Origin of the sequence: Haematospirillum sp. H1815 (assembly GCF_012102705.1) — a bacterium.
In the GTDB taxonomy this organism is placed as follows: domain Bacteria; phylum Pseudomonadota; class Alphaproteobacteria; order Rhodospirillales; family Rhodospirillaceae; genus Haematospirillum.
In genome coordinates, this window is record NZ_JAAVTA010000002.1 from 1 (window position 1) to 12,514 (window position 12,514).

The 12,514-nt window shown below is 57.5% G+C and carries 9 protein-coding genes; 1 reads left to right on the plus strand and 8 read right to left on the minus strand.

All coding sequences use genetic code 11. The features are described from left to right. Positions 1-305 precede the first annotated feature (305 nt). Complete coding sequence (locus HEQ60_RS02360; protein WP_322099275.1) at positions 306-1,682, plus strand: M23 family metallopeptidase; 1,377 nt, start codon at positions 306-308, stop codon at positions 1,680-1,682. Positions 1,683-1,759: 77 nt separating this feature from the next. On the opposite strand, the gene HEQ60_RS02365 is transcribed toward HEQ60_RS02360, so the two are convergent. The 8 genes from HEQ60_RS02365 to ptsP all read right to left on the minus strand — a co-directional run bounded on the left by HEQ60_RS02365 (position 1,760) and on the right by ptsP (position 12,497). Continuing rightward, a complete protein-coding gene (locus HEQ60_RS02365) occupies positions 1,760-2,653 on the minus strand; it encodes a DUF4167 domain-containing protein (RefSeq protein WP_322099276.1) in 894 nt (297 codons plus the stop codon). A 317-nt stretch (positions 2,654-2,970) separates the two neighbouring features. Then, positions 2,971-3,831 carry a peptide chain release factor N(5)-glutamine methyltransferase gene (gene prmC / locus HEQ60_RS02370; RefSeq protein ID WP_168069170.1) on the minus strand — a complete coding sequence of 287 codons (861 nt, stop codon included), beginning with the start codon at positions 3,829-3,831 and terminating at the stop codon, positions 2,971-2,973. Between the two features lie 3 nt (positions 3,832-3,834). Further along, positions 3,835-4,887: a peptide chain release factor 1 gene (gene prfA, locus HEQ60_RS02375; protein WP_167805573.1), complete on the minus strand. Its 1,053-nt coding sequence runs from the start codon at positions 4,885-4,887 to the stop codon at positions 3,835-3,837. A gap of 7 nt (positions 4,888-4,894) precedes the next feature. Next, complete coding sequence (gene hemA / locus HEQ60_RS02380) at positions 4,895-6,160, minus strand: glutamyl-tRNA reductase (RefSeq protein ID WP_168069614.1); 1,266 nt, start codon at positions 6,158-6,160, stop codon at positions 4,895-4,897. A 10-nt stretch (positions 6,161-6,170) separates the two neighbouring features. Then, complete coding sequence (gene hisS, locus HEQ60_RS02385; protein WP_168069172.1) at positions 6,171-7,424, minus strand: histidine--tRNA ligase; 1,254 nt, start codon at positions 7,422-7,424, stop codon at positions 6,171-6,173. A gap of 62 nt (positions 7,425-7,486) precedes the next feature. Next, positions 7,487-8,617, minus strand: coding sequence for a flavodoxin-dependent (E)-4-hydroxy-3-methylbut-2-enyl-diphosphate synthase (gene ispG, locus HEQ60_RS02390; RefSeq protein WP_168069174.1), 1,131 nt, complete (start codon positions 8,615-8,617; stop codon positions 7,487-7,489). Positions 8,618-8,713: 96 nt separating this feature from the next. Then, on the minus strand, positions 8,714-10,054 hold the full coding sequence (locus tag HEQ60_RS02395) for a helix-turn-helix domain-containing protein (protein WP_245183736.1): 1,341 nt from the start codon (positions 10,052-10,054) through the stop codon (positions 8,714-8,716). 181 nt (positions 10,055-10,235) lie between these two features. Next, a complete protein-coding gene (gene ptsP, locus HEQ60_RS02400) occupies positions 10,236-12,497 on the minus strand; it encodes a phosphoenolpyruvate--protein phosphotransferase (protein WP_168069178.1) in 2,262 nt (753 codons plus the stop codon). Positions 12,498-12,514: the final 17 nt, after the last annotated feature.

The window sequence follows — 12,514 nt, forward strand, 5'->3', positions numbered from 1 at the left end:
ACACGGTCGTCCACGTATCCCTTCCGTCTCTTCACTCTGAAAAACAGCACCGACAATCAAAAAACCAGAAATTCCAGTCCCTCAACGTCGGGACGCACCTTCTAAGCCCCAAATCAAAAACCGTCAACACAATTCATTAAACTAAGATCAAAAAAATGCATCATCCCCCAAGGGGCGTGGGCGTTATAGGGCATGACTGCAATCACATATCGTCAACCTTCGTGGTTGTCTCTGGGTATCAGTGTCGATAGTATCACCGCTTACGCGCGTCAGGCTGTGTTTGTGTTTGGATAAGGATCATCAGGGTGCGGCACGGAAAACCGGTTATCTTTGCGACAGTTGGAATGCTTTTTGGCGCTGCTGCTGTACTGGTTGCCTCTCATCTTTCCACGCCCGCCCCACAACATCTGTCTTCCCAACGCAAAAAATCATCCATCACTGCCGATGCTCAGGTACCAATTGTTGCCGGACCCCGTAGCTTTTCGATGGCATCCCCACCGCCCTCTTCCGGCAGTGACACCATCACTTCAAAAGCGGCGCATCCGTCACCTGCTACGCCCCGCATACATACGGTCAAGATAGAACAGGGCGACACCCTGATGGGTGCCTTGATATCAGCTGGCGTGGAACGGCAAGATGCCCATTCAGCCATCGAAGCCTTGCGTAGCGTCTATGATCCACGTTCTCTGCGTGTTGGTGATGAAATAACAGTTACATTCGACGAACCTGAAAACCAACACCAGTCGTTCCAGGGTTTTTCCCTTGAGCCCAGCCCTGCCTTCAAGGTGCAGTCTTCCCGGAGTGACGACGGTAGCTTCTCATCGTCATCAATCAAGACCCCACTCAATGACGAAATGGTCCGGATTGAGGGCGACATTGGAACAAGCTTGTTTGCAGCAGCGGGTGAAGCTGGTGTGCCGGTTGATATCATACAGAACCTGATTAACATCTTTTCTTATGATGTCGACTTTCAACGCGACATACAGAAAGGGGATCGATTTGCTCTGCTTATCCGGCGCAAGATAACCCCACGGGGTGAGCCGGTTGGTGATGCCGTTCTGCTTTATGCGGCCATGACGCTCTCAGGGCGGACAACAGCCCTGTGGCGCCACGAAAGTAAAGACGGACGGATCGATTACTTCAACAGCAAGGGCGAGAGTGTTCGGAAGGCACTGCTCAGAACTCCGATCAATGGGGCCAGGCTGACATCAGGTTTTGGTACCCGCGTGCACCCTGTTCTTGGGTATTCCCGTATGCACAAGGGTGTTGACTTCGCCGCGCCCCGCGGCACACCCATTTACGCGGCCGGTGATGGCGTCATTGAAATTGCTGGCTTCAAGGGAAGCTATGGCAATTACGTTCGTTTGCGCCATAACAACGAGTACGCTACCGCGTATGCCCACATGTCTGCGATCGGCAAGGGTATAGCAACGGGCAAGCGTGTCCGGCAGGGGGAGGTTATTGGCTACGTAGGAACAACAGGCCGTTCGACAGGCCCACACCTGCACTACGAAATCATGAAAAGAGGCAAACAGGTCAACCCGCTTGGTGTCAAGTTCCCAACGGGGAATGTCTTGGCTGGCGCTGAGCTGAGACGCTTCCAGGGGCAGCGGGCTACGATGGAGAAGGTGTATGCAGATCTTCCTGTCGGTATGAACAGGAAGCTTGCACGCGCACACTAACGCCTCCCTGCCTGATCAAAAAAGCCCCCTGCAAAAGGGGGCTTTTTTACTCGCTCAGAAAAGAAACAGACCGATCATCATGCCTCAGCCTGTTCTGTCGATACAGGATCAACAGCAACACGGGCCACTGCACGACGACGACGCGGCTTTCTGACGTCCGTTGTTGATACATCTGAAGCAGCCGTATCAACGTCACTAACACGAGAAACCGTCTCTTCCTGATGGATAGCGGGGGCGAGGGCGGGAGCTGGCGCGGGTGCAACAACGTCAGGACCAGCCTGATCGACCTCACTTGGCATAACAACAAAAGGCTGGGCCTCACTGCCAAGCACCGGAGCAGAGAAAACCTCCCTCTCACGGACAGGATGCTCATCATTACGCCGGTTTCTTGCGTCACCACGTCGATCGGAACGGGGGCGGAAATCAGCATCTCGCGGACGTCGCGGACGCGACTGTCCCTCATTGCCAAATTCAGAAGATGCCTCTTCCAAGGCAACACCGGGATCAGTAACAGATCCCGTACTACCTGCAAGACCAACGGCTTCAACCGTTGCTTCCTGCAAATCTTCACCGTCCTCGTAAAACTCGTCCGGGCCCTCCAGGGCTTGCCCCTGATCAAGCCTCATAACCGAGCGCTGCGGATTGTTCTGATTGATGGCGAGAATAATGCGGAGATAGTGCTCTGCGTGCTGAAGATAGTTTTCGCACAGCAGGCGATCACCCAAAGCAGCCGCATCACGGGCCAATGCCTGATACTTCTCAACAACCTGATGCGCATTTCCGCGCACACGAACACCCGGTCCGTTGCTGTCATACACTTGGTTGCGCGATGGCCCCCGTCCCTTGTACATCTGGGACTGGGGCTGGTTATTGCGGCCGCGCATGCGGCCCTTGCCGTTCGAGCCTGGCTTCATGACTCCATCAACATCAAGAATTCGACCTCCCGTTCGGGGAGCGTCCCGTTTATTCACGAATCCCGCAATGGCACAACAGGAACCCACAACCGGAAAACAACCGGCACACGCCATGCAGGATAATGATTTTCGCGTGGTACTCGCCCGGGGCGTCCGTAAGGACACGTACGCAACGACAACCAGTCTGAAAAAATTCGGATCTCCGGATCTTTCTGTATTTTGATTGACTTCACGATACACGCCACGTTCGACGTGTTTACCCCCGGCGCCTCAGCGCCTTGCATCACCTCTAACCCTAAGCGGGTCTGCTCTCTCTTCCAAGCTCTTTTTTACAGTTATCCTTTCTTTTTTTTCACAAACCGCCCTTCCCATGATCAAGAACCCCCTGAAACAGAAGCCAAGCAACGCTCCACTCCCCCCAAATCACTGTACCGTGTCGGCACAGAAAAACCATGAGCCGTGAACAGAGCCGCAACGGCATCAGCCTGCCCGATCCCGACCTCCACAGCCAAAAGACCATCAGGAGGAAGCAAACGGGCGGCATCCGGGATCAAGGCCCGATAACACCCCAGCCCATCCTCATCTGTACCCACCAAGGCAAGAGCGGGGTCATACAGACGGACCTCAGGCTCAAGAGCGGCTATATCCGATAGCGGAATATAAGGCGGGTTGGACACAATAACATCAAACGTCCCGGCAAGGCTCTGCCCCCAGGAACCCACGATAAAAGATGCCCTGTCACCAACGCCATTGGCATGCGCATTACAAAACGCCATCGCCGCCGCTGCGGGAGCAAGATCGACACCAACCCCATACGCATGGGGCAATTCACGCAACAGGGCAACAAGGATAGCCCCGCTCCCGGTTCCCAGATCCAGAATGCGTAAAGGCACGTCCGGATCTGGGATGTTGCGCAGAACAGCGTCAACAAGCGTTTCCGTATCGGGCCGCGGGTCGAGTGTTGCCGCGTTCAGGGCCAGCTCCAGCGTCCAGAAACCACGATGCCCTATAATCCGCGCCACAGGCTCCCGCGCTTCACGACGCTGAACGAACGTTTCAAGCACCTCCTGTTCCGCGACAGATACAAGGCGATCCGGATACAGCGACAAGGAGCGCGCTGATAATCCGGTCGCAGCGGCTATCAGTTGACGCGCGTCAAAACGCGGATTATCGACCCCCGCTGCATCCAGACGGCAGGTTACCGTTTGCAGAACCTGACCTAACGGCTCTTCCATGCCTCAATCCAGCTCGGCCAGACGCGCAGCTTGGTCATCGGCCATCAAAGCATCAATAAACTCGTCCAGACCATCTCCCTGCATCAGGCGGTCGATAGTGTAGGTTGTCATGTTGATCCGGTGATCCGTCACCCTGCCCTGCGGGAAATTATAAGTCCGGATGCGCTCCGACCGATCACCGGACCCCACCTGGGACCGACGGTCTGCAGCCCGTTCAGCCTCGGCTCGGCGGCGCTGGCTGTCGTACAGGCGAGCCCTCAACATCATCATGGCTTTTGCGCGGTTCTTGATCTGACTGCGCTCTTCCTGACAGGCAACCACTACACCGGTCGGGATATGGGTAATCCGGACGGCTGAATCAGTGGTGTTCACATGCTGGCCGCCAGCACCCTGGGACCGATAGGTATCGATACGGAGGTCCTTGTCCTCAACCTGAACATCCACCTCCAACGCTTCGGGTAGAACTGCAACCGTTGCCGCAGACGTATGAATACGCCCCGATGATTCCGTTTCCGGTACACGCTGTACACGGTGCACACCGGATTCATACTTCAGACGACCAAAAACATTGCGTCCGCTGATACGGGCAACCGCCTCGCGGTACCCGCCCAAACCCGTTTCGTTGGCATCCAGGATTTCAAATGACCACCCATGCATGGCGGCATAACGGTCATACATACGGAACAGGGTCGCTGCAAACAGGGCCGCCTCTTCCCCGCCCGTCCCGGCACGGACTTCCAGAACGGCGTTGCGGCTGTCAGCTTCATCACCGGGCAGAAGAGCAATGCGTACGGCCTGCTCCAGATCCGGTAACAGACGCTTAAGGCGGTGGTATTCTTCCTCGGCCAGATCCTTCATCTCGGGGTCTGACAGCAGGCTCTCAGCATCCTGGAAAGCCGAGCGGACATCACGAAAGGCACGGACCTTCTCAACGACAGGATCCAGCTCCGAAAGCTCCTTGGACAGGCGAGCAACATCGGCACCGGGCTGTTGCAACAGGGCAGAAATTTCATCATGGCGGGCCAGAACCCGCCCCAGCTTCTCATCAAGACTCACGTGTGTATCAGTCCTTGTTTTCCAGAACAAACAAACGCCGCAGTGCGCGTTCTGCCCACCGATAATCCTCTGCGCTGTCCGGACTTCCGGCCATGGAGCGAAGGGTCTCGGACGGATCATGCAGCAAGCGGCCAATCAACAAACGGGTTGCCTTTGACGCATCATCCCCGGCTTCGTGCAGGGCGCGAAGACGCTCAGCCTCAAACCTCTGATGCAAGGCCGCAATAACGGGAACCGCATCACGCTCTGCATGGCAACGAAAGAACGAAGCCACCTCGGCCGAAACCAAGGACCAGGCGGCCCGGGCTTCATTTTCCCGCAGGCTCCGCCCCTCCTCTGCCACATGCTCCAGATCCTGCATGTCATACAGAAAGGCATTGGGCATACGCCCGACAGCGGCTTCTATGTCACCGGGAACCCCCAGATCAAGAAGAAGAACAGGCTTCTGACGGCGCATCCGCAGTGCCATGGCCACCATATCCACTGTCACTGACCACGTTCGCGCCCCAACCGAGGCAATCACAATATCGGCGTTCACCAAAGCCGTTGCAATCGCTTCAAAGGGCAGAACATGTGCATTCAGGCGGGCCGCCAGACGCTCTGCAAGGGATGGTCGACGGGCACTTGCCATAATTGCGCTGACGCCGGCCTCCTGAAAGGCATCGGCCATCATGTCACCCAGATCAACACCGCCAATGACCAGCAAACTCCGCGATCGCAGGTCACCGAAAAGATCACGGGCCACCTGCAAGGCGGATGCTGTCAGGGATACGGGATGCCGGGCAACACCTGTTTCCTGACGCACGCGCTTTGCCGTAGCGTACGCGGCCTGCAAACAGGATTCCAGAGCCGACCCTGTCATCCCCTGTTCGCGAGACAGACGATGCGCCGCCTTCAGCTGTCCAAGAACATGCGGTTCCCCGATCACCATGCTGTCCAGGGAAGAAGCAACAGCAAACAAATGCTGCACAGCCTCTTTCCCGTGCCGGACATACCCCTGCTCCCGGATCTCTTCCACACTCTGACCGGCATGTCCGGCCAGGAATGCCATCGCAGCCATACACAGCGCAGACGGATCGGAACCGACAGCAATCACTTCCACACGGTCACAGGTGGACAACAGGACAGCCTGTCCGACCCCCGATGCTTTCAGCGCATGCAGGGCAGCAGGAATATCCTGGTCCTCGAAAACCAGGGCATCCCGCAGGGAAAGCGTGCCGGAACGGTGGTTCACCCCGACAATACACAGAAGATCTGCCGCCCGCCCGACCATCACACGCCCATTACCCGTGACAGGAGCGGAAACGCGCCAACGCCTCCTCCAGGCTGGCCAGAGGTACCAGTTCCTGCTCACCCGTATCAAGGTCCCGTAAGGTTACGCCACCCTGCGCCTGCTCATCCTCTCCCAGCAAAAGGGCTGCACAGGCATGGACCGCATTGGCCCGTTTCATCCTTTTTTTCATGGCACCCGAAAAAGCCATATCGACCGCAAACCCAGCATGACGCAAACGCGACACCAACTGATCAGCGTCCACCTCCAGCGCCGGGCTGGCCGGTATCACAGCCAGTGGGCGCAGACGGGGCGGCACATCGGCTATCATCATCGCCAACCGCTCGACGCCGGCAGCCCAGCCAATACCCGGAACATGCGGCCCACCCATAGTTTCAATCAGGCCATCATAACGACCGCCGGCCAGAACCGTTCCCTGGGCACCCAGATCATCGGTCACAAACTCAAACGCTGTGTGACAATAATAATCCAGACCACGAACCAGCTTCTGATTGACGGTAAAGGCAATACCATGCCGGGAAAGACCATCCTGGACTGCGTCAAAGAAGTGCTGCGACGCCGCATTCAGGTAGTCTGCCATACCCGGCGCATCTGCAATCAACGCACGGTCTTTTTCATCCTTGGAGTCCAGAATCCGCAGCGGGTTTTTCTCCAGACGGATCTTGCTTTCTTCAGACAGATCATCGCGGTAACGTGAAAGCCAAGACCGCAACGCATCCCTGTACGCCATCCGGCTTTCTGTATCGCCAAGCGTATTGATCTCAAGCCGGACCCGGTCCTTCAATCCGTAAAGGTCAAGAATGTGGGCTGCAAGGGAGAGAACTTCCACATCTGCACGGGGGCTGTCAACCCCCAGAAGTTCGACGCCAAGCTGGTGAAACTGGCGCTGACGCCCCTTTTGCGGGCGCTCGTAGCGAAACATCGGCCCGGCGTAGAAAGCACGAAAAGGAACCTGCTGCACCAGCCCGTTGGACAGAAAAGCCCGGCAAACACCTGCTGTGCCTTCAGGACGCAGGCAAAGGCGATCGCCCGATCGCTCAAACGCATACATTTCCTTGGAAACGATATCCGATGTCTCACCGATGGTGCGGCTAAAAACTTCGGTAAATTCGAAAATCGGCGTCATAATCTCGTCAAAGCCGTACAGGGCACTGACAGAACGGGCCTGCTCGATAACAGCCCTGTGGCGGCGTACGTCATCGGCCATAAGGTCGCGCGTACCGCGAACAGGCTGAAGGGAAGCCATAATACTTTTCTCCCGGAACTCAAAGAACGTGAAAACAGAAGGTATTGACGTTAACGAAAAGGCTACCCTGTAACCATGCTTTCCTGACCACCATCGGCTTTCTCGGCTTCTATGGCCGCAGCGCGCTTTTCCACCATCTCGACCAAGTGGTCAATCATACGATCCGGATCAATCTTGTGATCCTGCTGCCCTGCCACATACACCATATGATTGCCCTTGCCGCCCGTCAGGCCGATATCGGTTTCACGCGCCTCCCCTGGTCCGTTGACAACACAGCCGATGATCGAAAGACTGACGGGCGTGTTGATATGGGCCAAACGCTGTTCCAGAATCTCAACCGTCCGGATCACATCAAACCCCTGCCGCGCACAGGAAGGACACGAGACAATACGGACACCACGGTGACGCAGGTCAAGCGCCTTGAGAATATCGAAACCAACACGAACCTCTTCCTCGACCGGGGCCGACAGGGATACGCGGATTGTATCGCCGATCCCGCTCCACAGCAGCATGCCAAGCCCGATCGAACTTTTGACGGTACCTGTGCGCAATGCCCCGGCTTCGGTAATGCCCAAGTGCAGCGGATAATCACAGGCATCAGCCAGCTCCTGATACGCTGCAACCGCCAGAAAGACATCCGATGCCTTCACGCTGATCTTGGTTTCGAAGAAATCATTATCCTCCAGAATACGAAGATGCCGCAGGGCGCTTTCAACCATCGCCCCGGGGCAAGGCTCCCCATAACGCTCCAGAAGGTCACGCTCCAACGATCCGGCATTAACGCCAATACGGATAGAACACCCATGATCCTTGGCAGCCTTCACAACCTCGCGCACACGGTCATCCGACCCGATATTGCCGGGATTGATGCGCAGACACGCAGCCCCGGCCTCCGCAGCCTCGATAGCCCTGCGATAATGAAAATGAATGTCGGCAACCAAGGGCACCGGTGAACCCCGCACAATATGACGAAGAGCGGCCGTGGACTCCTCATCCGGACACGAGACCCGCACGATATCAGCACCCGCTGCTGCGGCACGGTGAATCTGGTCCAGCGTGGCCTGCACATCTGTGGTCAGTGCATTGGTCATGGTCTGGACCGATATGGGGGCATCACCCCCCACCGCCACCGGCCCGACAAAAATCTTGCGGGATTTCCTGCGCATGATCTGGCGGTATTCCCGGATACTCATAATCCTGCAACCTCCGGACAAAGGGATCCGGGCCGGTTATAAACCAGCCTCCACCAGAACGGAACGGGGGTTTGCGCCCAGTTGACCCGGTAAATGCTAACCCGCAGGATTTTCGGCCGTTCTCAGGGCATCCGGGTCCAAGGGGATATGACGGCGAACCTCCCCCGCCTTGCCCAACAGGGGCATCACGGCCCCATCAACCTCTACCCTCAGGCCGCCGGCATTACCGGTCATCAGCTCCAGGTTCTTGCGATTCGGTACTTCCAGCTCCTCCCCGCGCCGCATAAGGCGACTGAGAACCAACCCTTGGGGAGAACGCACCTGCACCCACGAATCCTGGGTAGCACGCAGAACAATACGACGCGGAGTAGCCGCACCATTCCCGGGAACACGCAGCGGGACTGCACTGACTTCTGTCTGGGATGGTGCGGCTGCCGACCCACGACGCTCCACCGGTGCCGCCTGGGGATCTCGACGAACGGATGGCGGGGTCGGGCGCGAAAGCGGCATGGGGGGAACCGGCTGAGCCTTCTGCTCCACAGAGACAGAGGGGGCAGCAGGAACAACAGGATCGACAGTCGGAAGCGGCACCGCGGCATCCGCAGCACGCCCGGAAGAGTCTGGTACCGATGGTTCCCCGGCACGGGCAGACGCAGCATCTCCCCCTACAGGATCACTCGTACCGACAGAATCAGCGGCAGAACCGGTCACAGGCTCCCCGGTCTTCTCAACCGGTGTATGATCAGGGCCAACCTTGGCATCCGCTGGCTCAGGCTCAGCTGATCTTCTTTCTTCCGCATCAAGAATACCGGACGGCTCAGGATCAGATGACAACGGCAAAACCGTATGATCCGCATCCTGCGCTGGCGCCATACGGACCGAGCCTTCATCGGCATCAACATGCCCCGGCATCTCCGGCTCCCTGAGGACAGGCTCATCCCCCGTATCAACAACAGGCACAGTCCCCCCATTGATCAGGGACATAAAACGATCCGGGACTTCCTGCACAAGAACAGCCAAGGACGTATCTGTGGAATCAACCAGACGCCAGCCACCATAGACCAAACCGACCATAACCACGGCAGCAACAAGGAGATTACGGGATGGCATGCCACCATCCGTGGCCGGTCCGGGAAACTCCAGATGCGAACGACCGGGCACCATCGCACTTTCCTCGCGGAAACGGCGCACAATCTCCGCGCTATCAAGCCCCAGAAAGCCGGCATACGCACGCACGAAGCCCACAGCATAGGTTGGTCCGGGCAACTCGTTGTAGCGGCCTTCCTCGATCGCAACCAGGAAAGCACTACGTATGCGCAGACGATCCGACACGTCGGAAACATTCTGCCGGGATTCTTCGCGCGCCTCACGCAGCAGCCGCCCCACTTCACCAACACGGGACAGCACGGCATCAGGGGATTTGAGAACATCAATCATCACGGCGGTCCACAATCCTTGTACTCTTCTTCACGGCAAGCACTCCGGAAACCAGATCCGTGAATACTCCCGTTGTCGGGCGACAGCACCGGCTCTGCTACACGCTATCAAAAAATCAGCATGGTCCGCAACCACTGCCCCACACCATGAGGAAGAACCACGCACACAAAACACACGACACTCAGGGAAGCGAAATCCCGTGATCGCGGGCATAGCCACGTAAACGTTCACGCAAGGAACGATACCCCAGATTCAGAAGATCATCCAGATAGCCCGCAAGATCACCCAAATTTGCATCCCGGACAGCCGCCTTGACAGGGCCAACCCCCGAAGCCGACATGGACAACGTCTGAACACCAAGCGCAGCCAGCACAACGGCTTCCAGCGGCCGCCCGGCCATTTCCCCACACACGGAACAGGCAACACCGGCATCGGCACAAGCCCGGATAACCTGCCTCACCACCTTCAGGAACGGTGGTGAAAGAACGTCATAGCGGTCGGCCACACTGGGATTGCCACGGTCTGTTGCAAACAGGAACTGCGACAGGTCATTGGTTCCAATCGACAGGAAGTCAACATGATCCAGCAAAGCGGGCAACTCCCAAAGCAGGGAGGGAACCTCCAGCATTGTCCCAACGCGAACAGCGGACGGCACAAAACCCGCAGCCCCCTGGCGGGACAGTTCCATGTCCAGAAGCTGACGGGCCTGACAGAATTCCTCAACCGTTGAAATCATCGGGAACATGACACACAACACACGGCCATGCGCTGCCTGGACAAGGGCCTGAAGCTGCTCAAGAAAGATCGCTGGCCGATCCATGGAAATACGTACCGATCGCCACCCCAGAGCCGGATTTTCCTCACGCGTGCTGTGCCAGTACGGCAACACCTTGTCGGACCCGACATCCAGAGTACGGAATACGACCGGACGCTCTGGCCCGGCATAATCCAGTATCCGGCTGTACAGCGCACGTTGTACGGCGACATCCGGCAAAGCCGGACGGGACATGAACGGCAGCTCCGTCCGGTAAAGACCAATGCCGCTGGCTCCTGTTTCCTCCAGGTGAGGCAGATCCAGAAGAAGCCCGGCATTGAGCATGAGATTAACCGTTACACCGTCACGACTGACCGCAGGCACGGTTCGCAGCTGCGCCCATGCCTCCAACTTATGTTGTCGCAGGCACAGCGATTCCTCGAACTGCTGGCAGATGTCTTCCGATGGACGGATAAACACTTGCCCATGCTCACCATCCACAATGACGGAGTCACCAGACTCCACCATCGAGAACACCGAATCAACACGCCCCACAACCGGAATTCCCAGTGCACGGGCCACAATGACCGCATGCATGGTGCGTGATCCCTCTTCCATCACAAGACCACACAGGCGGGAACGGTCATAATCCAGAAGCTCGGTCGGGCCCAGGTTGCGGCAAACCAGAACGGCATCCTCGGGCAATTCATCCTGAACATCTTCACCGGCCAGATGGCGCAGTAAGCGGTTGGCCAGATCTTCAAGATCATGCAACCGCTCACGCAGGTACGGATCAGAAACCTGGTGCATGCGCATGCGCGTATCGTCATGCACTCGCATAACCGCAGCCTCGGCCGTCAGGCCGGATCGTACCGCGTCCGAAATCCGGCCAATCCAGCCTTTGTCTTGGGCAAACATGCGATAGGCCCGCAGGATATCAAGGGAATCTCCGCTCACCCCGTCGAACCCCATCATGGTGTCTACCTCGGCCCGCAGGGTTTGCAGGGCTTCGTGAAGACGATGGAGCTCACACTCCGGATCCTCGGCAACAACATCATTGATGCTGCGCCGGGGCTCGTGCAGCACCACGGTACCAATCCCGATACCCGGGGCCAAGGTCAGACCATCGAGGCGCAGTGGCAGCAAACCAATGCCATCTGCAGGCATCAGTTCATCACGGCTGACAAGGTCCGACGAGCCGATCAGCTCGGCCAAAACCATGGTGACCGTTTCCAAGGTCTCGATTTCCAGATCAGAGAACACCCGGGTATCCCTGTTCTGCACAACCAGAACGCCGATAACCCGCGACCCGCGTATAATGGGGACACCGACAAAGGAATGGAAAAGGTCTTCGCCTGTTTCCGGACGATAGACAAACGACGGATGCTGCCAGGCGTCCGCCAAGGACAGGGAACGCCCACGGGCGGCAACGTCCCCCACCAACCCTTCCGCCACCCGCAGACGTGTCTGGTGAACGGCAGACTGGTTCAGCCCTTCGGTTGCGAACAACTCCAGAACTTCACCGGCACGCATGACATAAATGGAACAGACTTCAGCCTGAAGGGAATCAGCAATGACCATGGCCACGCCGTCCAGTCGGCTCTGCGCATCACCATCGCCGGCCAAAACGTCGCGCAAACGGGACAGCAGACGCCGGGCAACGTCTGCATCCACCTCGATTTTGCTCATCCCTGCTCCCCCTTACC

What these genes read in the sequence shown, in the direction of transcription:
- prmC (WP_168069170.1), bottom strand. Translation starts at nt 3,831, where the DNA reads ATGGAAGAGCCGTTAGGTCAGGTTCTGCAAACGGTAACCTGCCGTCTG.
- hemA (WP_168069614.1), bottom strand. Translation starts at nt 6,160, where the DNA reads ATGGTCGGGCGGGCGGCAGATCTTCTGTGTATTGTCGGGGTGAACCAC.
- hisS (WP_168069172.1), bottom strand. Translation starts at nt 7,424, where the DNA reads ATGGCTTCCCTTCAGCCTGTTCGCGGTACGCGCGACCTTATGGCCGAT.
- ispG (WP_168069174.1), bottom strand. Translation starts at nt 8,617, where the DNA reads ATGAGTATCCGGGAATACCGCCAGATCATGCGCAGGAAATCCCGCAAG.
- HEQ60_RS02395 (WP_245183736.1), bottom strand. Translation starts at nt 10,054, where the DNA reads ATGATTGATGTTCTCAAATCCCCTGATGCCGTGCTGTCCCGTGTTGGT.
- ptsP (WP_168069178.1), bottom strand. Translation starts at nt 12,497, where the DNA reads ATGAGCAAAATCGAGGTGGATGCAGACGTTGCCCGGCGTCTGCTGTCC.